General features: G+C 61.2%; 21 protein-coding genes. 10 read left to right on the forward strand and 11 right to left on the reverse strand.

All coding sequences use genetic code 11. The features are described from left to right. Window position 1 precedes the first annotated feature (1 nt). Window positions 2-1615, forward strand: coding sequence for a D-alanyl-D-alanine carboxypeptidase/D-alanyl-D-alanine-endopeptidase (dacB, locus tag J7392_RS07865; protein ID WP_247744503.1), 1614 nt, complete (start codon window positions 2-4; stop codon window positions 1613-1615). A 7-nt stretch (window positions 1616-1622) separates the two neighbouring features. On the opposite strand, the gene J7392_RS07870 is transcribed toward dacB, so the two are convergent. Continuing rightward, a complete protein-coding gene (locus tag J7392_RS07870; protein ID WP_067268129.1) occupies window positions 1623-2045 on the reverse strand; it encodes a tellurite resistance TerB family protein in 423 nt (140 codons plus the stop codon). 122 nt (window positions 2046-2167) lie between these two features. On the opposite strand from J7392_RS07870, the gene J7392_RS07875 reads away from it, so the two are divergent. The 3 genes from J7392_RS07875 to J7392_RS07885 all read left to right on the forward strand — a co-directional run bounded on the left by J7392_RS07875 (window position 2168) and on the right by J7392_RS07885 (window position 6659). Then, window positions 2168-3748 carry a lysine--tRNA ligase gene (locus tag J7392_RS07875; protein WP_209217052.1) on the forward strand — a complete coding sequence of 527 codons (1581 nt, stop codon included), beginning with the start codon at window positions 2168-2170 and terminating at the stop codon, window positions 3746-3748. Window positions 3749-3808: 60 nt separating this feature from the next. Continuing rightward, window positions 3809-4222 (forward strand): DUF4864 domain-containing protein, encoded by a 414-nt coding sequence (locus J7392_RS07880; RefSeq protein ID WP_209217053.1) that lies wholly within the window; start codon window positions 3809-3811, stop codon window positions 4220-4222. Between the two features lie 148 nt (window positions 4223-4370). Beyond that, complete coding sequence (locus J7392_RS07885; protein ID WP_209217054.1) at window positions 4371-6659, forward strand: glycosyl hydrolase family 28-related protein; 2289 nt, start codon at window positions 4371-4373, stop codon at window positions 6657-6659. A gap of 59 nt (window positions 6660-6718) precedes the next feature. On the opposite strand, the gene J7392_RS07890 is transcribed toward J7392_RS07885, so the two are convergent. Both J7392_RS07890 and J7392_RS07895 read right to left on the reverse strand, forming a co-directional pair. Beyond that, the gene (locus tag J7392_RS07890) at window positions 6719-7390 is read right to left on the reverse strand and encodes a hypothetical protein (RefSeq protein WP_209217055.1); all 672 of its coding nucleotides are present in this window, start codon (window positions 7388-7390) and stop codon (window positions 6719-6721) included. Between the two features lie 128 nt (window positions 7391-7518). Further along, entirely contained in the window at window positions 7519-7704 is a 186-nt protein-coding gene (locus J7392_RS07895; protein ID WP_067268122.1) for a PLDc N-terminal domain-containing protein, read from the reverse strand. Between the two features lie 181 nt (window positions 7705-7885). Between J7392_RS07895 and J7392_RS07900 the strand changes: the two genes are divergently transcribed. Both J7392_RS07900 and J7392_RS07905 read left to right on the forward strand, forming a co-directional pair. Continuing rightward, on the forward strand, window positions 7886-8242 hold the full coding sequence (locus J7392_RS07900) for a PRC-barrel domain-containing protein (RefSeq protein WP_209217056.1): 357 nt from the start codon (window positions 7886-7888) through the stop codon (window positions 8240-8242). 233 nt (window positions 8243-8475) lie between these two features. Further along, window positions 8476-8745 (forward strand): GlsB/YeaQ/YmgE family stress response membrane protein, encoded by a 270-nt coding sequence (locus tag J7392_RS07905; protein ID WP_209217057.1) that lies wholly within the window; start codon window positions 8476-8478, stop codon window positions 8743-8745. A gap of 60 nt (window positions 8746-8805) precedes the next feature. On the opposite strand, the gene uvrB is transcribed toward J7392_RS07905, so the two are convergent. After that, window positions 8806-11010 (reverse strand): excinuclease ABC subunit UvrB, encoded by a 2205-nt coding sequence (uvrB, locus tag J7392_RS07910; protein ID WP_280634603.1) that lies wholly within the window; start codon window positions 11008-11010, stop codon window positions 8806-8808. A gap of 87 nt (window positions 11011-11097) precedes the next feature. Then, a complete protein-coding gene (locus J7392_RS07915; protein ID WP_209217058.1) occupies window positions 11098-11382 on the reverse strand; it encodes an antifreeze protein in 285 nt (94 codons plus the stop codon). A 141-nt stretch (window positions 11383-11523) separates the two neighbouring features. Between J7392_RS07915 and J7392_RS07920 the strand changes: the two genes are divergently transcribed. Both J7392_RS07920 and map read left to right on the forward strand, forming a co-directional pair. Further along, entirely contained in the window at window positions 11524-11835 is a 312-nt protein-coding gene (locus J7392_RS07920) for an ETC complex I subunit (protein WP_067268114.1), read from the forward strand. Window positions 11836-12298: 463 nt separating this feature from the next. Beyond that, window positions 12299-13048 (forward strand): type I methionyl aminopeptidase, encoded by a 750-nt coding sequence (map, locus tag J7392_RS07925; RefSeq protein ID WP_209217059.1) that lies wholly within the window; start codon window positions 12299-12301, stop codon window positions 13046-13048. Between the two features lie 185 nt (window positions 13049-13233). Here map and J7392_RS24435 read toward each other — a convergent pair whose 3' ends face one another. The 4 genes from J7392_RS24435 to J7392_RS07945 form a co-directional block, all read right to left on the reverse strand. Next, window positions 13234-13419, reverse strand: coding sequence for a ferric reductase-like transmembrane domain-containing protein (locus tag J7392_RS24435; protein ID WP_348540692.1), 186 nt, complete (start codon window positions 13417-13419; stop codon window positions 13234-13236). Window positions 13420-13581: 162 nt separating this feature from the next. Then, complete coding sequence (locus J7392_RS07935; RefSeq protein ID WP_209217060.1) at window positions 13582-14439, reverse strand: NAD(P)H-binding protein; 858 nt, start codon at window positions 14437-14439, stop codon at window positions 13582-13584. 63 nt (window positions 14440-14502) lie between these two features. Further along, window positions 14503-14913 carry a nuclear transport factor 2 family protein gene (locus tag J7392_RS07940; protein WP_209217061.1) on the reverse strand — a complete coding sequence of 137 codons (411 nt, stop codon included), beginning with the start codon at window positions 14911-14913 and terminating at the stop codon, window positions 14503-14505. Window positions 14914-15099: 186 nt separating this feature from the next. Next, window positions 15100-15384: a DUF2218 domain-containing protein gene (locus J7392_RS07945; RefSeq protein ID WP_209217062.1), complete on the reverse strand. Its 285-nt coding sequence runs from the start codon at window positions 15382-15384 to the stop codon at window positions 15100-15102. A 95-nt stretch (window positions 15385-15479) separates the two neighbouring features. On the opposite strand from J7392_RS07945, the gene J7392_RS07950 reads away from it, so the two are divergent. Further along, window positions 15480-16364, forward strand: a complete 885-nt coding sequence (locus J7392_RS07950; protein ID WP_209217063.1) for a LysR family transcriptional regulator — start codon at window positions 15480-15482, stop codon at window positions 16362-16364. 4 nt (window positions 16365-16368) lie between these two features. Here J7392_RS07950 and J7392_RS07955 read toward each other — a convergent pair whose 3' ends face one another. After that, the gene (locus tag J7392_RS07955; protein ID WP_209217064.1) at window positions 16369-17274 is read right to left on the reverse strand and encodes a bestrophin family ion channel; all 906 of its coding nucleotides are present in this window, start codon (window positions 17272-17274) and stop codon (window positions 16369-16371) included. 40 nt (window positions 17275-17314) lie between these two features. After that, window positions 17315-18184 carry a LysR substrate-binding domain-containing protein gene (locus J7392_RS07960; protein WP_209217065.1) on the reverse strand — a complete coding sequence of 290 codons (870 nt, stop codon included), beginning with the start codon at window positions 18182-18184 and terminating at the stop codon, window positions 17315-17317. Window positions 18185-18346: 162 nt separating this feature from the next. On the opposite strand from J7392_RS07960, the gene J7392_RS07965 reads away from it, so the two are divergent. After that, window positions 18347-19465, forward strand: coding sequence for an S-(hydroxymethyl)glutathione dehydrogenase/class III alcohol dehydrogenase (locus J7392_RS07965; protein WP_348540696.1), 1119 nt, complete (start codon window positions 18347-18349; stop codon window positions 19463-19465). Window positions 19466-19499: the final 34 nt, after the last annotated feature.

Below are 19499 nucleotides of genomic sequence, written 5' to 3' on the forward strand. Positions count from 1 at the left end.
CATGAGCCAGAGTTTTTCACGACGTTTCACACGCCGCATTTTCCTTGGGACGGCTGCCGCTGCACTGGCGGCGGCCTCTGCTTGGGCCGAGCCGCCGACCACTTCGTTGCGCCCCGTGGGGCGCGATGCCGACCTGTATAAACAGGCCATTCCCAATGTGTCCGAGATCATCGCCGACAGCGGGATCACCGGCACGGTGGCCTTTGCCGTGGTCGATGTCGACACTGGCATCTGGCTGGAGGCGTCCAACGCCACCGATGGCATCCCGCCCGCCAGCAGCATCAAGGCGATCACCGCGCTTTATGCGCTGGATGAGCTGGGGCCGGATCATGTGTTCGAGACGCGCCTGTTGGCGACCGGCGGTGTCGTCGATGGTGAGGTGCAGGGCGATCTGATCCTCGTCGGTGGGGGGGATCCGACCCTCGACAGCGACAATCTGGGGCAGATGGCCGAAGACCTGAAAGAGGCGGGCATCATCGGCGTGAAGGGCGGTTTCAAGGTCTATGAGGGCGCGCTGCCCGCGACCTTTGCGATTGACCCCGAACAGCCTGACCATGTCGGCTACAACCCCGGCGTCTCAGGCATCGCGCTGAACTACAATCGCGTGCATTTCGAGTGGAAGCGCAGCGGCGACGGTTATGACGTGACGATGGAGGGCCGCGCGGCGCGCTATGCCCCCGCCGTGCGCGTCGCCACGATGGAGGTCGTGGACCGCAGCGGGCCGGTTTATACCTACGAGAACCGGCCTGAGCGCGATGTCTGGACGGTCGCGGAAGGGGCCTTGGGCTCTGGCGGGGCGCGTTGGCTGCCGATCCGGCGGCCCGGTGTCTATGCGGGCGACATCTTTGCCACCATCGCCCGGAGCCATGGCATCAAACTGGGCGATGCAGAGCTGATCGAGACGCTGCCAGAGGGCGAGACCCTCGTTACCCACCGCAGCACCAAGCTGCGGCCCATCCTCAAGGACATGTTGAAATACTCCACCAACCTCACCGCCGAGATGGTCGGCATGGCTGCCAGCGCCAAACGGTTGGGCACGGTGCCGAGCCTGCGGGCCTCTGCCGCCGAGATGAACAAATGGGCGATTGAGGAACTGGGCATGGAAAACCCGGCGATGATCGACCATTCGGGCCTTGGCGACGACAGCAAGATGACCGTGCATGACATGGCCGGGGGGCTGGCGCGCATCCACGGCACGGGGCTGCGGCCGATCCTGAAACCGGTCTATCTGCGCGATGATCGGGGCCGCCCCGAGCGTGACAATCCGATTGAGATCGACGCGAAGACCGGTACGCTGAACTTCGTCTCGGCGCTGGCCGGGTTCCTGACCACGCCCGAGGACCGGGTGCTGGCCTTTACGATCCTGACCGCGAATATCGAGGAACGGGCCAAGATCAGTCGGGCCGAGCGAGAGCGTCCGCCGGGGGCGAGGGCTTGGAACGCGCGGGCCAAACGTGTGCAACGCGGGCTGCTGGAGCGGTGGGGCCTGTTGTATAACGTCGCCGTAAAGCCCGAGCCGGAGGGCGAAGCCGCGCCTAAGACGCCAGCGGCGCCCGACCCTGATGCCGAAGCCGAGGTCGGGGCCGAGCCGGAAGTCGCGCTGGAAGAGTCCTAACCCGCGCTCAGGTCAGGTGCCGCGCCCGCGCGCCGCGTTCGATCGCGGCGGCGTGGAGCCGGTCTATGTTAAGCTCATAACGGATCTCTTCGAGCAGCCGCAGCTCGGCCTCGTCCAGCGTGCCATCGGCGGCGGCCACGTCGCAGGCCAGCGCATAGGCCGTTTCATGCAAACGCTCCGGCAGGGCCTCGCGGATCAGGCCAAAGAGGGCATCCAACCCATCCTCCTGTTCAAACAGGTCAAAGACCGTTTTGCCAATCGTCGAGACGCGATCATTGTCATAGCCCGAGAAGACCGGCAGCAGGTTCAGCGCGGATTCGATTTTGACCAGTTCGGCGGTGCGGATGTCCTCATCCGAGGCCGAGACCGCGATCATCAGCGCGACAAGACTGTCTTGGGCGCTGAGCGAGAGGGAAGACGTGTCGGGCATCGCGGTATCCTTTGCACAGGTATGTTGCGGTGCAGAATATTGACCCTCAGGGAGTGACGCAATAGGAACGGGCGACCCCGTGCGCATTGGGCGCAGGGACGCCAAAAGATGGATGATCTGACATGTCCGAGACCCGAGACGCGGCACTCAGCAGCAAAGCATGGCCCTTTGAAGAAGCGCGCCGGGTGCTCAAACGCTATGCCAAGAAGCCGCCAGAGAAGGGTTACGTCCTGTTCGAGACGGGCTATGGCCCCTCGGGTCTGCCGCATATCGGCACCTTCGGCGAGGTGCTGCGCACCACGATGATCAAGCGCGCCTTTGAAGAGATCAGCGACATCCCGACCAAGCTGGTCTGTTTTTCGGACGACCTCGACGGCATGCGCAAGGTGCCGGGCAACGTGCCGCAGCGGGAGATGCTGGCCGAGCATATGCACAAGCCGCTGACCTCCGTGCCGGACCCCTTCGGCACGCATGAGAGCTTTGGCCATCACAACAACGCCATGCTGCGCCGGTTCCTCGACACCTTCGGCTTCGAGTACGAGTTCTATTCCGCGCGCGAATTCTACCGCTCGGGCCAGTTCGACGAGGTGCTGCTGCGCGCCTGCGAGAAGTACGACGAGATCATGGCGGTGATGCTGAAATCGCTACGTGAAGAGCGCGCGCAGACCTATTCGATCTTCCTGCCGATCCACCCCGAAACGGGCCGCGTGATGTATGTGCCGATGAAGGAGGTCAACGCCAAGGACGGCACGATCACCTTCGACGACGAGGACGGCAACGAGATGACCCTGCCGGTCACCGGCGGCAACGTGAAGCTGCAGTGGAAGCCCGATTTCGGCGCCCGCTGGGCCGCGCTCGACGTCGACTTCGAGATGTACGGCAAGGAACACGCCACCAACACGGCGATCTACGACCGTATCTGCGAGATCCTCGGCGGCAAGAAGCCCGAGCATTTCAGCTATGAGCTGTTCCTCGACGAGAACGGGCAGAAGATCTCCAAGTCTTCCGGCAACGGCATCTCGATCGACCAATGGCTGACCTATGCCAGCACCGAAAGCCTGTCGTATTTCATGTTCCTCAAGCCGAAGACGGCCAAGCGGATGTATTTCGACGTGATCCCCAAGGCGGTCGACGAGTATCACCAGCAGCTGCGCGCCTATGAGACACAGGACGTGAAGGCGCGGCTCAACAACCCCGTGTGGCACATCCACGGCGGCGATGTCCCGAAGTCGGACATGGTGGTGCCCTTCTCGATGCTCTTGAACCTCGCCTCCGTGTCGAGCGCCGAGGACAAGTCGCAGCTTTGGGGCTTCATCCAGCGCTACGCGCCCGAGGCCACGCCCGAGACCAACCCCGGCATGGATGCCGCGGCGGGCCACGCGGTGCGCTATTTCAACGACTTCGTGAAGCCCACGAAGGTGTTCCGCGCGCCCACCGAGTTGGAACGCGAGGCGCTGGAAGACCTGCGCGACCGGCTCAAGGTCTGGGACGGCGGGCTGGATGCCGAGGCGCTGCAGAGCATGGTGTTTGCCGTCGGCAAGGAGCGTTTCGACCCGCTGCGCGACTGGTTCAAGGCGCTGTACCAAGTGCTGCTGGGCGCCGATCAGGGGCCGCGGTTTGGTGGCTTCATCGCGCTTTATGGCGTGGAAGAGACCGTCACGCTGATCGACGACGCGCTTGCGGGCAAGCTGACCGGCGCGTGAAACTTTTGCCTCTGCCCTTGCGTGACTTAGATCATTCAGCAAGGACAAGGGGGAAAGGCAATGCGCAAAGGGATGTTCACGTTTTTCGGAGGGCTGGTGCTATCGGCCCTCCTGAGCTTTGGCGCGATGGCGCAGCAGGCTGAGATCGAAGAGACGATCAACCGCCAGTTCGACGCTTTTCGCGCTAATGATTTCGCCGCCGCATTAGAATTCGCCACGCCGAATTTGCAGCGTTTTTTCCAAACCCCTGAAAATTTCCGCAGCATGGTGAGCAATGGCTACCCGATGGTGCAGAACCCGGCGGAGGTGCGGTTCCTCGACCGGCGCGCGGATGGGGCGCGTTTTTATCAGGTGGTGCAGGTGGTTGATCCTCAGGGGTTCACGCATCTGCTGGGCTATCTGATGGAACGGACGGAGGCGGGCTGGCGCATCGGCGCGGTGCAAATCCTCGACGCGCCGGGGGCCAATGTCTGAACATTGTTGCGCCACCCCCGAGCGGCGGGCCAAGTGTGGGTTAATACATCGTTGATACTTCCCTGACCTCGCGGTTCGGCCCTCGCCGAGCCTGAGCAGTTGAGCGGCGCGCCCCGGTGGGAGGTGCGGACCGGGGAAAGGAAAAGCGATGAACAAGGCGATTACCGATGGCGTGGTGTTGATGCCCACCCCCTTTGCGGCGGGGCTGGATGTCTGGTCGAGCGGCGACGGCACGCCGGGGTCGGACACCTATGAGAACGCGGCCAATGCCGCTTTTGTCCCCGCGGATCAGGACTTTGGCGGGGCGTTGGAACTGCTGAAGACGCAGGCCACGCAACGGCTGCGCTACATGGGGCAGACCCCGCTGCTGCCGGGCTGCTATCTGCGGGTCACGGCGCGGGTAAAGGCGGTGAGTGGCAACCTGCCGACGGTGCGGATCGCGGGCTATCCGGCGCAGGCGGGCGCGGGCCGGGTGAGCGGCGTGACGGAGGCCGGGCCGGCGGTCACGCTGAGGGCCTATGGCGAGGTGGTCGAGGTCAGCGCGATCATCGGCAGCGGCGACCGCGGCGGGGTCGATATGGTCTGGGGCGCCGGTGCGGTCCATGGGCACTTCGGGCTGGACCTGACCGGGCCGACGGGCGGCGTGGTGCGGATCGACGATATCGTGATCGAGGATGTCACCTCGGTCTTTCTGCGGGACATGCTGGCGCAGGTCGATGTGCGCGACTTTGGTGCGGTGGGCAACGGGGTGAGTGACGATACCGCGGCCTTCGAGGCGGCAAATGCCGCGGCGGCCGGGCGCACGGTACTGGTGCCTGCGGGGAACTACCTGCTGAACGGGGATGTGACCTTTGACACGCCGGTCAAATTCGAGGGCCATGTGACCATGCCGGTGGGGGCGGTGCTGCTGCTGCGCCGCAATTTCGATCTGCCCAGCTATATCGAAGCCTTCGAGAATGAAGAGACCGCTTTTCTGAAAGCGTTTCAGGCGCTTTTGAACAACGCGGATCACGACTCGCTCGATATGGGGGGGCGCAAGGTGAATGTGACCGGGCCGCTCGACATGCAGGCGGCGGTTTCGGACAAGACCAGCTATGCCACCCGTCGGGTGATCCGCAACGGCCAGCTTGAGGCCGCGTCAAGCAGCGCTTGGGACACGGTGGTGGTGACGTCGCAGGCGCGCTACGCGGCCGCGGACGCGCGCAAGCTGACCAATGTGACCAATATCGCCAATGTGCCGGTGGGCGCGCTGGTCGAAGGGGCCGGGGTGGGGCGCGAGATTTATGTGCGGTCCAAGAATGTCGCCACGCAGGAGATCACGCTCAACGCGCCGCTTTACGACGCGGAGGGGACGCAGAATTTCACCTTTCGCAAGTTCCAATACATGGTGGATTTCAGCGGCTTCGCCTCGCTGTCGAAATTCGTGCTCGATGATATCGAGTTCCAGTGCAACAACCGGTGCAGCGCGATCAACCTCGCGCCCTCGGGGCTGATCTTTCACCTGCGGGACTGTTTCGTCAGCCGCCCGAAAGACCGCGGCGTCACCTCGATCGGCGGGGGCTGTCAGGGCATGTTGATCGACCGCTGTCAGTTCCTGTCGGCGGAGGATGCGCTGACGGTGCCGAACCGGACCTCCATCGCGCTTAACACCAACGCCAACGACGTGAAGCTGCGCGACTGCCGCGCCACCAAGTTCCGCCATTTCGCGCTGCTGGCGGGGGGCAACAGCATCGTGACGGGCAATCACTTCTTTCAGGGGGATGCGGTCGACAACGGTGTGCGCTCGGCGGGGCTGATCCTTGCTTCGGCCCATACCAGCGCGGTGGTGACCGGCAATTACGTCGACAATTGCTTTATCGAATGGACGAATGAGCAGGACCCGACCCCGGCCTTCACCACGGGCTATTCGTTCAGCGCGCTCAGCATCAGCAACAATATCTTTCTGTCTGGTGAGGTGGCCCCTTGGTTCAGCTACATCGTGGTGAAACCGCATGGTGCGGGGCATTTCCTGAGCGGGGTGAGCATCACGGGCAACCGTTTCCGCAGTCTCAACGGCAGCATCGACCGGGCCGAGCGGGTGGATACGACCTTTGCCGATCTTGACCTGTCGCGGTGCAAGAACGTGGTGATGAAGGGCAATTCCTTCCATGCGGTGACCACGCAGGTTGAGAATATGGCCGAGATCGAGTTCACCCAGTCGACCCCGTCAGAGACCTGGGTGATCAATACCGCCGGGCATCTGCCGTTCGAGGGGCAAGCGCTCAACAGCGACGCGGTAGTGGCCCATGGGGCGATCCGCAACGGCAACAACGTGGCGCAGTTCGACATGCCTTATGTGAAACACGCCGAAGGGCCAGACCGGGATCAGTTGCATGTGGTTTGGCCGACGCCGGTGAAGGGCAAGGTCTCTGTCATGGTGCGGATGGACAACCGCTGACCGTGGCGCTGCGCTGAGGTGTGAAGAGGCCTTGCCGGAGATCGGCGGGGCCATTTGACTTAGAACTCCCGCCAGAGGCTGAGGGTAAGGGCCGAATTTTCTGGCGCGTCGAAGGGGATTTCGCTGCCCAACTGCAGGCGGTATCTGGTGAAGCTGGGTGACAGAACGATGGAGGGGGCGAATTTGGCATAGGTCTCACCCGCGGTGTAGGTGAGAAAGACCTGCGCCATTCCGGTGGTCACGGGGGTGAAGTCGAGCCCCACGGTGCTGTCGATCTTGATGACCTCTTGTGAAAAGCCGAACTCCCACCTCGCGGAGGCATCGACGGTCAGCCAGCCATTCCGTTCGCCCAAGGTGAAGCCGCGGCCCCAAGACAGCCCGGCCCTGAGGTGGGGGGAGATGAATTCCCCCGACCAGCTTGCCCCGGCGCCGATATCGTAAGCCCAGCGACCCGTCTCGCTCGGCTCTCCCAAGGGGAAACGCAGGAAAACGGTGGCATGGCCGCTTTGCAGGCCAAAACGGCTTTGCGCGGTGTTGAGGTCGAAGCCGAGGGTGAGCCGCTCGCGCAGCCCGTATTCGATATAGGTGCTTTGGGAGAGGTCGTAGAAGTAAGTCGCCGAGAAGGAGCTTGAGATGAAGGTCGTGCCTTCCTCGCGCAGCCACGGCCCGGCGTGGGCGGCGGTGGGGCTGAACTGGCAGGCCAGTAGGGTAAGGCAAAGGGCAGATCGCATGGCAGGCTCCTGCTGCGATCTTGGTTAATAGCGGTTAACAAATCGTTGCTTGACGGGAGGAACGTAAAGACCCGGCGCCGAGGGCACCGGGTTTTGCTGTTGCTATGTCAGGGTCGCCCGGCGTGGGCTCAGACGTGGGCCTTGTTACCGCGGGGGCCTGCGATGAGCCAGACGATGAAGCCCAGCACCGGCAGGATGATGATGCCCAAGACCCATGCGATCTTGGCCGCGCCCGAGGCGCTGGAGGTGACGACCTGATAGATAGCGTAGATGTCGGCGATGAGGATGATGAGCCCTAAAAGTCCATATTCCATTGTTTGATCCCTCTCGAATGCGTGCGTTTCTATTGAGTGATCAACCCAAGCGCGCGCCAGTTTGTTCCCGGACCGCGCCGCACCGGGGCTAAGCCGATCCCCGCCAGTCTGCCCGTATTGCGGGAACCGGCACCGCCCGACTTGGGTTTTGTCGGTACAGCAATCATGAGAGGAACAAGCCATGACTGACACGACAGCACCCGCATCGCTGGTTTCTTCGGACAACGTGAACGGCACCGCCGTTTTCGGCGCGGATGGGACCGAAATCGGCCATATCGACCACCTGATGATCGACAAGAAATCCGGCAAGGTTGCCTATGCCGTGATGGGCTTCGGCGGCTTTCTGGGGCTCGGGGAAGAGCATTATCCGGTGCCGTGGAACGCGCTAAACTATGACCCCTCGCGCGATGGTTTCATGACCAACATCGATGAGGCAACGGTCAAAGGCGCGCCGGAACGGACCGAGCAGTGGCACAGCGACCGCGTGTGGCAAGAGCGGACGTTCGATCACTACGGCGTGCCTTATTACTGGATTTGATAGGCGCTCCAAGTGGTTAGGGGAGGCGATGACGCCTCCCTTTCGCTGTGGCGATAGTTTGCGCAGCCCATTGTTTTCGCGCAGCGGATCGGGTCTGATGAGAGTGCGGCTGGTTTGGCCGTGATTGGAAAGGAAACCCCGATGCGCCGAATGATCGCTCTCGGCCTGCTGCTGACCCTTGGGGCATGCGGCGTGCCATTCGTACCCTTCATTTGATTTAGGAGAACCCTTCGATGGAAGCCTTTCTTGATACGCTTGGCGCGGTGGCGCTGATCGCGCTCGTGGTGGTCGGGCTTGCCGCCGGGGCCATTGCCGGGGCCGTGGCGGGCCGGAACCGTATTCTTTACCTTGTTCTGGGGGTCGTCGGCGCCGTAGCGCTGCCCTTCATCCTTGCCGCGCTGGGCGTGACGGTGGTGGCCGCGGGGGGCTTGCTGTTGCTGCTGGTCGTCGCTGCAATCGGTGCTGCGCTGGTGTTGGCCTTGGTGGCGGCGCTGCGACGGTAGCTGCGGCGTTTTAGGGTTGGATTGTGTAAGGGCCACCCCGAGTAGGGCGGCCCTTTTTCTTTAGCGTTTACGGCGTTTTACATTGCCGCCACGCATCCCGCCGCGGCCTGAGGTGCTGCGGCCTGAGGCTTGCTGCGCGGCATCGACGGCGCGGTCGACTGCCTGCTGGCGCGCCATCGGATCATCGGCGACGGCAAGGTCCACGGCCTCCAGCCGCTTGACCTCGTCGCGCAGGCGCGCGGCCTCTTCGAACTCTAGGTTCTCGGCTGCCTTGCGCATATCGGCGCGCAGCCCGTCGAGCACGGCTTGCAGGTTGCCGCCCGCCATCGGCTTGTCGACCTTGGCGGTGACGCGGTTCATGTCCACATCGCCCTTGTAGAGCCCGGCAAGGATGTCTTCGACGTTCTTCTTGACCGTGGCCGGGGTGATGCCGTGTTCTTCGTTATAGGCGATCTGCTTGAAGCGGCGGCGCTCGGTCTCGCCCATGGCGCGTTCCATCGAACCGGTGATGCGGTCGGCATACATGATCACCCGGCCTTCGGCGTTGCGCGCGGCGCGGCCGATGGTCTGGATGAGCGAGGTTTCCGAGCGCAGGAAGCCTTCCTTGTCGGCGTCGAGGATGGCGACCAGACCGCATTCGGGGATGTCGAGCCCCTCGCGCAGCAGGTTGATCCCGATCAACACGTCGAAGGCGCCGAGGCGCAGGTCGCGCAGGATCTCGATCCGCTCGATCGTGTCGATGTCGGAGTGCATGTAGCGCACGCGGATGCCCTGTTCGTGCATGTATTCGGTGAGGTCTTCGGCCATGCGCTTGGTCAGCACGGTGCAAAGCGTGCGGTAACCGTCGGCGGCCACTTTGCGCACCTCATCAAGCAGATCGTCGACCTGCATCTCCACGGGCCGGATCTCCACCTTGGGGTCCAGAAGGCCGGTGGGCCGGATGACCTGTTCGGTGAAGACGCCGCCCGATTGCTCGATTTCCCACGCCGCCGGGGTGGCAGAGACAAAGACCGATTGCGGGCGCATGGCGTCCCATTCCTCGAACTTGAGGGGTCGGTTGTCCATGCAGGACGGCAGGCGGAAGCCGTGTTCTGCAAGTGTGAACTTGCGGCGGTAGTCGCCTTTGTACATGCCGCCGATCTGCGGCACCGAGACGTGGCTTTCATCGGCGAAGACGATGGCGTTGTCGGGGATGAACTCGAAGAGAGTGGGGGGCGGCTCGCCCGGGGCGCGCCCCGTCAGATAGCGCGAATAGTTCTCGATCCCATTGCAGACGCCGGTGGCCTCCAGCATCTCGATGTCGAAGTTGGTGCGCTGCTCCAGCCGCTGCGCCTCCAGAAGCTTGCCGTCGGCGACAAGCTGGTCGAGCCGGGTGCGAAGCTCCTTCTTGATGCCCTGAATGGCCTGCTGCATCGTCGGCTTCGGCGTCACATAGTGGCTGTTGGCGTAGACCCGGATCTGGTCGAACGTGTCGGTCTTCTCACCGGTGAGCGGGTCGAACTCGGTGATGCTCTCCAATTCCTCGCCGAAGAAGGACAGCCGCCATGCGCGGTCGTCGAGGTGGGCGGGGAAGATTTCAAGGCTGTCGCCGCGCACCCTGAATGAGCCGCGCTGGAAAGCCGCGTCGTTGCGCTTGTACTGCTGGGCCACCAGATCGGCGATGACCTTGCGCTGATCGTACATACCGCCGGTCTTCAGGTCTTGGGTCATCGCGCCATAGGTCTCGACGCTACCGATGCCGTAGATGCAGGAGACCGAGGCCACGATGATCACGTCGTCACGCTCCAAAAGCGCGCGGGTGGCGGAGTGGCGCATCCGGTCGATCTGCTCGTTGATCTGGCTTTCCTTCTCGATGAAGGTATCCGACCGCGCGACATAGGCTTCGGGCTGGTAGTAGTCGTAGTAGGAGACGAAGTATTCGACCGCGTTGTCGGGGAAGAAACCCTTAAACTCACCGTAAAGCTGCGCCGCCAACGTTTTGTTGGGCGCGAGGATGATCGCCGGGCGTTGCGTCTCTTCGATGACCTTGGCCATGGTGAAAGTCTTGCCAGTACCGGTGGCGCCCAGAAGCACCTGATCGCGCTCGCCCGAGTTCACCCCTTCGGTCAGTTCCTTGATCGCCGTGGGCTGGTCGCCCGCCGGGTCGAATTCGGTGACCAGTTTGAACTTATGGCCGCCCTCCAGCTTGGGGCGGTTGCGCACGTCTGGTGCGGGGTTTGCCAGCATCGGCATCCCCTCGGTCTTGTCGGAATGGGCATAGGGCATCGCGGGTATCCTTCGTCAAGCTTCCCATAGGTGCCCTCTTTCACGCGGGGTTCAAGGGGCAGGGGGCCGCGAAGGGCGCTTTTGCCGCTACTTCATCAGCCGTTTGCGATTCTGTCGCACCTTGCGGGCCAGAGGGGCGAGCGAGGCGTCCATGATCTGATCGGGGCGTTTGCCCAGCATCATGGCCTGCGTCCCGGCGGTGAAGGCTTTGACCATGGCCGGGCCTTTCTCGGCCACCATGCGGTTGTTCTCACCGGGGCGGGCGGGCAGCGCGCCCGCCATGCCCAAGAGGCGCAGCGACATCACGATCTGGGTTTCCACCGCAAGGGCGGCGATCTGGCTTTGTAGGGCGAAGAGGGCGAAGGGGGTCATATGGAACACTCCAATGGGGTGGTCTTGATCTAGTCTCTGCACCGCAGCATGGTAGGGTTTATTTGCGCGGGCCTGCATTCCCTTGCCCCTTGGCACGGAATATTAGATAAAGCCCAAGGTTATTGAAGCGAGAGTCCCGAAATGCGCGCACGTATCTACCAACCCGCCCGTACAGCGATGTCCTCCGGCACGGCCAAGACCCGTGTCTGGCTGCTTGAGTTTTCGCCCGCGGAAGCGCGCAGGGTCGATCCGCTGATGGGCTGGACATCTTCCGATGATACGCAAAGCCAAGTGCGCTTGCAGTTCGACACCCGCGAAGCCGCCGAGGAATACGCCCGCGATCATGGCATCGACGCGCAGGTGCAACTGCCCAACAAGCGCAAGCCCAACGTCCGCCCCGGCGGCTATGGCGAGAATTTCGCGACCGGCCGCCGTGGGGCGTGGACGCACTGAAGGTGTGTGTAGAACATACCTAAGATTCTCCCATGGGAGGCTAAGTTTTTCCCGAGCTCTACATATGGTATGGCGGCGTCAATATCTGGCGGGACGCCTTTTGCGACTGGTCACGTTCTCAGGCGGTAGTATTCAGTGATGAGTTATGTCAAGCCATTGACCGCCTGGTGTAGGAGCGCAAACAGATTTCATATGAGCGCCAAGTTCTTTTCCGTCTCGTTTTGCCTTGTTCCCAATACGCTGTTTGGGGCTAGAGAATCTGCCTAGGTTTTGGGAGGCGCATCGCCGACGCGAACGGCCCACAGCGGCCTTTGGGCTCCCACTATGATACTGCGTTGCAGCGACACCAAACTGTCCATTCGTCGACTACGCAGAATTGTTCAAAGGGCCTTTGGAACACGCGGGAGAAGTAGGTCACAAGCCGGTACGATGCCGAACAGATTGACCAGCCTGAGGACATCCTATGACGATCACGCACGAAGATGAGCTCAGTGGCCTAAGAGAAATCGGCAGGGTTGTCGCGAATACGATGCACAGGATGGCCGCGGCGATGGAGCCGGGCATGACGACGCGTGAGCTTGACGACATCGGTCGCGCGCTCTTGGACCTTGAGGGGGCCGCGTCGGCTCCTGAGGCCGTTTACGATTTCCCCGGCGCGACCTGTATTAGCGTGAATGAAGAAATTGCCCACGGCATTCCCGGTGAGCGTGTCATTCGGGCCGGGGACTTGGTCAATATCGATGTGTCGGCGTCAAAGAATGGCTTCTTTGCCGATACCGGCGCGACCTTCCGTGTAGGGGCGGTCAAACCTTCGCTGGATCGCCTATGCAAGGATGGTAAACGCGCAATGGAGATTGGAATCAGGCAAGTTGGCAGCGACAAGCCACTTGCAGGCGTTGGAAAAGCTGTGGGAAAATTTGCGTCGGACCGTGGCTATACACTTATCCAAAATCTCGCCAGTCACGGTGTCGGGCGATCGCTCCACGAATACCCCTCTGAAATCGCGACTTGGCCCACGCGGGGTGACAAACGGCGTATAAACAAGGGGCTGGTGTTAACGGTTGAACCGTTCCTGTCCACAGGCGGCCTTAGGGCAACGGAGCGCGAGGACAAATGGACACTTTATAGCGAGCCCGCCGCGCCTGTCGTCCAATATGAGCATACGGTCGTCGCGACAGATCGTGGACCGATTGTCGTGACGCTGCCATACTGAGCTAACTGCTCACCGGACAGAGCAACGAGTTCGGCCCAGAGCCGACCTTGGCTATGAGTGTGGACGCCGCAACGCAGTTTTCCCGAAGCTGCCATTTATGCTGAGCGCAGCATTTTCGACGGGCGGACGTCGGCTAAGCGGACAAATTGCTGAACCTATTTCCATGATCGCCGAAGACGGCGCACCTATGCTTCGTTCGAGGGTATGGCCAATGGCACGAAGATCAGAAAGGCGATCCAACCCGTCCAGATGTAAAGCTTTGAGTATTCCCCTACCGTTAAGGCTAGGGCACCCTTATCGAGCAAGTAAATCACCGTGTGAGCAAGCGCGTAAAAGAATGCGGTCACGCCACGATAGTGCCGGCGCTTCATCAGCTAGCGCGACCAGCTTGCATGGCGAAAGAGCATCATTAGCGGGGTGATCATTATTGCGATAATCATGAACCGCGCGGCGAACTCACCCGTGGGATGCTAGAGGCTGCTGACCGCGTCCGGTGCGCCGAGGTTGGTCGTTCTACGCGGGTCGCCTCCCCCTCACCGTCGCGATGAGCGCGAGAGCGAGGTGAAATAATCTTTCCAGCTTTGATGCGGGCGTCCGGTCGCGGCTTCATAATCGCCGGGGGTGTCAAAGGCGCCGCGGCGGATGCCGTCGTAGATTCCGCCGATAATCGGGCCGATGAAATCGCCAAGCTCAGCAGTGCGGTCAGCGACGTAGTCTTCGGCAGTCATGCAGCGATAGGTAAGCGCGGTGCCAAAGGCGGCGTTCATATACTGCGTTAGTTCCGTCTGAGTGATCGGCGTGCCATTCAAATCAAAGGTTTGGCCGTTTAGCTCGTCCCGCATCAGCAAAGCGGCATAGGCATGGGCCAATTCGGAACGGGTCGTGTAGCCGCATTTGCCGCCCCCCGCGCTGTTGGCGATCTCGCCCTTGGCGCGGTAGCTGTCGATATACTCAACGTCAGGCTCGATGTAGATGCCGTTGCGGCCGATGGCCCAGTCCAGACCGCTGGCGCGGATGTCGGCCTCGGTCTTGCGGTTGCTCTGCACGACGGGCGAAAAGGCGGTCCCGACCTCGGGGCCCTGAATGCTGGTGTAGATGATCTTGCAAACGCCCGCGGCCTTTGCCGCCTCGATCACATTGCGGTGCTGGCTGATGCGGTCTTCAGGCGGGGCCATGCCGGAGACGAGCACGAGCGCATCGACGCCTGCAAGGGACGTCCGCAGGTCGTCCGGCTTGTCATAGTCGCCGGGGCGCACCTCGATCCCTAACTCGGTGGCATTGCCCGGCGTCCGGGCGAGGCCGATGACCGTGGCGTGATCTGTTCGTTCTATGAGTTTGCGGGCAATTTCTCGACCGAGTTGTCCTGAAACGGCGGTGACAGCATAGCGCATCGGGCTCTCCTTTGACTGGGGTCTCGTTGGCAGGGCCCGACGGGCCATGCCAATTCACGAATGTTACCCGTGGTAGGCTTGGCTGACGGCAAAGCTGTCTTCGTACCAGTGCCACAATACCACCTGACCGTCGCGGACCTTGGCCCGGAGCGCAAAGGTAAACGGCCCCGTCTCTCTGCCGGACTTCGTGGTGATGCCGCTCATCTTACCAAAGACGGCAACGGTGTCGCCTGCGGCAAAGGCATCTGTGTTGTCCCAAGCGGTTGTCTGAAAATTCTGGCCAAAGACGCCAAGAAAGTCGAAGACTGCTTCCTTGCCGCGTGCCTCACCGATCCACGGCAGGCTTTCGTCGCCCTCGTTGTGCCAGACCATATCCTCGGCCATCAGGGCCCGCATTTTCTCCATATCTCCTGAACCCATAGCGCCCATGAAGGTCATTACGGTGTCCAAGCTTTCTTGTGTCACTGTGTCCATGTCTTTTGCTCCTGCGTGTTGACCGAGAATGATGGCCAGAGATGCGCCGAGTGAAGTTTTCAGAAGAGTTCTGCGTTTCATGTGTCGCTCCATATCGGGTGCCCCGAAGGAATGGGGCCTTGGTTAAGTTCAAGATTTCGGGTGCCCCTCCGCGCGGCACCCGAAAAGCTCGGGCCAGCTGAGCTCTCACGCGACGTAGGTCCAAGTGAGCTTGGGGTCTTCGCGGAAGGCAAAACGCTCGAGGTGGCTCGTAATGACCTGCACGACCTTATCGAGCGCGGCTCGGTCATCGGCTGTCGCGCTCAGTGACAACTGGCCCTTTGCTGCGGCCAGTTCACATGCCCCGAAAGGCAGTTCGATATGGCCGTTTTGGCGCGTGTGGGTGACGGGCACCTTGTGGCCGAAATGTTTGCAGAGCGTGCCCAGATAACGCTCTGCGCTTTCGGTGTTGAAATGAGTGGTCGCTTTCATGGCGGTGTTCCTCGTGTTGCAAGGAACATCTATCCCCGGCGCATTGATCGGGGTATTCACGGAATCCAGAAGTGATAGTTCCGGCAGGCCGAACAATGATCGACCATCTAAAGCATATGGCCATCTTCGCCCGGGTGGTGGACGAAGGCTCGTTCCGGGCCGCGGCGAAAGCCCTTGGCGTCGCACCGTCGCGGGTGAGTGAAACCGTCTCCGAACTCGAAGATTTCCTTGGCGTGACACTGCTTTACCGCACGACCCGCAAGATCGCGCTCAGCAACGAGGGGCGCATGTTCTACGCCCGGGTGACCGACATGCTGCGGAGCGCCGAAAGCGGGTTGAATGACCTCAACGCCCTGTCGTTGGAGCCTGTGGGCGCACTTAGGGTGTCGATCCCCGCCTTTATGTCGACCTCGGCCCTGTCGACGGCCATCGCCGAATTTTCCCGCCTTCATCCGCAGGTCGCCCTGTCGCTAGCTTTTTCGGATCAGAGGATGGACCTTATCAACGATGGTTTTGATGTGAATATCCGGGCGGGCTGGCTCGACGACAGTGCGATGATGTCGCGCAAGCTGGGCGAAAGCGCACGCGCCTTGGTGGTCGGCACCGACTATGCCGCAACGCGCCCGGCCCCCGAACATCCTTGCGATCTGGAAGACTGGGACTGGGTGCGCTACCGACATCGCTCAGACTATACCCGCCTTAGCGGCCCCGGTGGGGAAGAGGCGAAAGTTCTGGGCCAAGCCCGGCTGGAAGTGGACAGCGTGGATGCCCTCTACCATTTCGCCTGCAAGAACCTTGGCGCCACGGTTCTGCCCGAGCATCTCGCCGCCCGGGGGGAGGCGGAGGGTAAACTGAGCCGCCTGTTCCCCGATTGGCGGCTGAAACCGTTGGGGATTTTTGCCGTCTGGCCAGACACCTCGCGCCGCGAGAACCTCACGCTTTTGTTCGTGCGGTTCTTGGCAAAGGAGCTTGATCAATAGGGTTTCAAGTCAGGACATAGTTGTTCAAGGTTCTCATCGGGGGCGGCTCTTGGCCCAAGCCTTCACAGGCTGAAATCTCGATCACACGACACATTGCGTCGAGGGCCAGGCCGTTCTGGACGTTGCGAAACGGATGTTCCAATTCGTTGGTGACGGCTTGCAGGCCAAAGAACACATAGGCCACCACCGCCGCGAAGATCGGTGCGAACCAGCTCGTCGCCTCGATAAGTGCAAAGGGCAGTAGCCAGCAATAGAGGTATGTCGTACGCCGCACCATGAGCGAGTAGACGAACGGCAGTGGCGTCGTGGCAATGCGTTCGCACCCAGCTTGAGATCGCGCCAATGAGGAGAGCGTGTCGGAAATGGTCATCTGCCCGAAGCCATTGATGGCCCCGCTCTCGGCAAGCGCCCTGATCCGATCAGCCATCGTTCTGAGAGCCGCATCTGCCGGGTTGGCCTGCGCGGTGAGGGCTTTCGACTGCGTTTCGCCGATCCAGCCGGATATCTCGGCGCTTACGTCTACATCTCGCAGGTAGCCCCGGTGCAGATGGCTGAATGCCACGCCGAGAGATACGATCTCTGCCCGGTCCTCGCTCCTTTGGACGAAGATGCTGAGATGACGGCCCAAGTTCCGAAGGTCAGCGATCATCGCGCCCCAGAGTTTGCGTGCCTCCCACCACCGATCGTAAGCCGCATTGTTGCGAAAACCGAGAAACAGCGACAGCGCGACGCCGAAGATACCCATGGCGGCGATGGAAATGCGCGGCAATGCGATAACGTGCTGATCCACCAGCAGCACAATCGCTGTCAGCAAAGCCACCCCAACAATCCTGCCGGTGATCTTTGGAACGATCGATCCCTGCATGACAAAGAATAGCGTCAGCGCGCTTGGCGGGTCTCTCACGATCATCGGGCCTTCCTTTCAAATGCTGAGGCGATGATTTTGTAGATTATCGCAATCCTTTTCCGAGGTGATCAAGCAGCAGCCGGACCCTTGGTGAAAGATGCCGGTTCTGCGGATAGATCGCCCAGATGCCATCGTCCGGCGCGCGATACGTATCCAAAACAGAGATCAACCGCCCGGCCCGAAGTTCCGCCTCGACATAATAATCCGGCAGCTGGATGATCCCGAGGTTTTTCAATGCCGCATCGACCAGCGACGCGCCACTGTTGCAACGTAGATTGCCTTTCACTCGGACATGGCGGGTGGTCCCATTTTCTTGAAACCGCCAATAGCCCAAAGTGCCTTGCAGACAGTTGTGGGCGTCAAGTTCGGACAGAGTGTGCGGGGTTCCGTGAGTGGAAAGGTATTCGGGTGCCGCGCAGGTGTAGTGCCTGCGAAAGGCCAACCGCTTTGCCATCATGGAACTGTCTTCCAACTCTCCCAGCCGGATTGCGAGATCGTAGCTTTCCGCTACAAGATCGAGCAGCTGATTGGTCAGTCTGAGGTTGATCTCAAGCTCAGGATAACATTGCAGGAAATCGTTCACCAAGGGTGCGATGCGGTTCTCGCCAAACGTCACCGGCGCTGTAAGGTTCAGGCGTCCTTTTGGGCTCTGATGCAGATCGGTAATCGCGCGTTCGGCTTCGGCCAGACCATCAAGCACCTGCCGGCAATGGTTGTAATACACCTGACCCGTCTCGGTGATCGTGACCTTGCGCGTGGTGCGGTAGAACAGCTTGGTGTCCAGTCGCGCCTCAAGTGCGCCGACTTGGCGGCTGACCTGAGCCGTTGAAATCCCCAAGCTGTTGGCGGCAGCGGTAAAGCTCTGGGCTTCGGCCACGGCGACAAATTCGGAAACCCCCTCCCAAGTCAGCATGATGTTCCTTTCGATCTTAGTGGCGGTAGAACTATTGCCAATGGGTAACGGTGTTTTTCAGCTATCCCGGATTATCGCAGGCGAGAAACAGTGTAAATAACAGTCCATACAACGTCACCCGCCAAAATTAGTCCGAACCGCGAAGTGAGACCCATGACCGATATCATCAAATGCAAAGCGGCCGTCGCCTGGGCCGTTAACGAACCTCTCTCGATCGAGGAAATCGACGTAATGCCGCCTAAGGCTGGCGAAGTGCGCATCAAAATTATCGCCTCGGGCGTTTGCCATACCGATGCTTTCACTTTGTCAGGCGAAGACCCCGAAGGCCTGTTCCCGGTCATTCTGGGCCATGAAGGGGGCGGGATTGTCGAATCCATCGGCGAGGGCGTCACCAGCGTGGCGGTGGGTGACCATGTGATCCCGCTCTACACGCCAGAATGTGGCGAGTGTAAGTTCTGTAAGTCTGGCAAGACCAACCTCTGCCAGAAGATCCGGGAAACCCAGGGGCGCGGTCTGATGCCCGACGGCACCAGCCGGTTCTACAAAGATGGTCAGCCGATCCTTCACTACATGGGCTGCTCCACCTTCTCGGAATACACAGTGTTGCCCGAAATTTCGCTCGCCAAGGTGAACCCTGAAGCGCCGCTCGAAGAGGTCTGCCTTCTGGGCTGTGGCGTGACCACCGGCATGGGGGCTGTGATGAACACCGCGAAGGTTGAAGAGGGGTCGACCGTTGCGATCTTCGGCATGGGCGGCATTGGCCTGTCCGCCGTGATCGGCGCGACCATGGCCAAGGCCAGCCGGATCATCGTGATCGATATCAATGAAAGCAAGTTCGATCTGGCGCGCAAGCTGGGTGCCACCGATTTCATCAACCCAAAAGATCACGACAAACCCATTCAGGAAGTGATTGTTGAGATGACCGACGGGGGCGTGGATTATTCGTTCGAGTGTATCGGCAACGTCAATGTTATGCGCTCGGCGTTGGAATGCTGCCACAAGGGCTGGGGCGAATCCGTTGTCATCGGTGTCGCCGGGGCAGGGCAGGAAATCTCTACCCGTCCGTTCCAGTTGGTCACGGGCCGTGTCTGGCGGGGGTCGGCCTTTGGCGGGGTCAAGGGGCGCTCCGAGCTACCTGACTATGTCGAGCGTTATATGAACGGCGAATTCAAGCTGAATGATTTTATCACCCACACCATGGGGCTGGAACAGGTAAACGAGGCGTTCAACCTCATGCATGAAGGCAAGAGCATCCGTTCAGTCATCCACTTCGGCGAATGATCTATTCCCGGTCGCGCTGCCTGTAGGCGCGGCC

This window comes from Sulfitobacter sp. R18_1 (assembly GCF_017743915.1).
In the GTDB taxonomy this organism is placed as follows: domain Bacteria; phylum Pseudomonadota; class Alphaproteobacteria; order Rhodobacterales; family Rhodobacteraceae; genus Sulfitobacter; species Sulfitobacter faviae.

Coding starts and splice junctions, on each gene's coding strand:
- J7392_RS07905 (WP_209217057.1), top strand. CDS start 8,476: ATGGAAGCCTTTCTTGATACGCTTGGCGCGGTGGCGCTGATCGCGCTC.
- J7392_RS07900 (WP_209217056.1), top strand. CDS start 7,886: ATGACTGACACGACAGCACCCGCATCGCTGGTTTCTTCGGACAACGTG.
- J7392_RS07960 (WP_209217065.1), bottom strand. CDS start 18,184: ATGCTGACTTGGGAGGGGGTTTCCGAATTTGTCGCCGTGGCCGAAGCC.
- J7392_RS07920 (WP_067268114.1), top strand. CDS start 11,524: ATGCGCGCACGTATCTACCAACCCGCCCGTACAGCGATGTCCTCCGGC.
- J7392_RS07945 (WP_209217062.1), bottom strand. CDS start 15,384: ATGAAAGCGACCACTCATTTCAACACCGAAAGCGCAGAGCGTTATCTG.
- J7392_RS07880 (WP_209217053.1), top strand. CDS start 3,809: ATGCGCAAAGGGATGTTCACGTTTTTCGGAGGGCTGGTGCTATCGGCC.
- J7392_RS24435 (WP_348540692.1), bottom strand. CDS start 13,419: ATGAAGCGCCGGCACTATCGTGGCGTGACCGCATTCTTTTACGCGCTT.
- dacB (WP_247744503.1), top strand. CDS start 2: ATGAGCCAGAGTTTTTCACGACGTTTCACACGCCGCATTTTCCTTGGG.
- J7392_RS07950 (WP_209217063.1), top strand. CDS start 15,480: ATGATCGACCATCTAAAGCATATGGCCATCTTCGCCCGGGTGGTGGAC.
- J7392_RS07895 (WP_067268122.1), bottom strand. CDS start 7,704: ATGGAATATGGACTTTTAGGGCTCATCATCCTCATCGCCGACATCTAC.
- uvrB (WP_280634603.1), bottom strand. CDS start 11,010: ATGCCCTATGCCCATTCCGACAAGACCGAGGGGATGCCGATGCTGGCA.
- J7392_RS07955 (WP_209217064.1), bottom strand. CDS start 17,274: ATGATCGTGAGAGACCCGCCAAGCGCGCTGACGCTATTCTTTGTCATG.
- J7392_RS07890 (WP_209217055.1), bottom strand. CDS start 7,390: ATGCGATCTGCCCTTTGCCTTACCCTACTGGCCTGCCAGTTCAGCCCC.
- J7392_RS07885 (WP_209217054.1), top strand. CDS start 4,371: ATGAACAAGGCGATTACCGATGGCGTGGTGTTGATGCCCACCCCCTTT.
- J7392_RS07870 (WP_067268129.1), bottom strand. CDS start 2,045: ATGCCCGACACGTCTTCCCTCTCGCTCAGCGCCCAAGACAGTCTTGTC.
- map (WP_209217059.1), top strand. CDS start 12,299: ATGACGATCACGCACGAAGATGAGCTCAGTGGCCTAAGAGAAATCGGC.
- J7392_RS07915 (WP_209217058.1), bottom strand. CDS start 11,382: ATGACCCCCTTCGCCCTCTTCGCCCTACAAAGCCAGATCGCCGCCCTT.
- J7392_RS07875 (WP_209217052.1), top strand. CDS start 2,168: ATGTCCGAGACCCGAGACGCGGCACTCAGCAGCAAAGCATGGCCCTTT.
- J7392_RS07940 (WP_209217061.1), bottom strand. CDS start 14,913: ATGGACACAGTGACACAAGAAAGCTTGGACACCGTAATGACCTTCATG.
- J7392_RS07935 (WP_209217060.1), bottom strand. CDS start 14,439: ATGCGCTATGCTGTCACCGCCGTTTCAGGACAACTCGGTCGAGAAATT.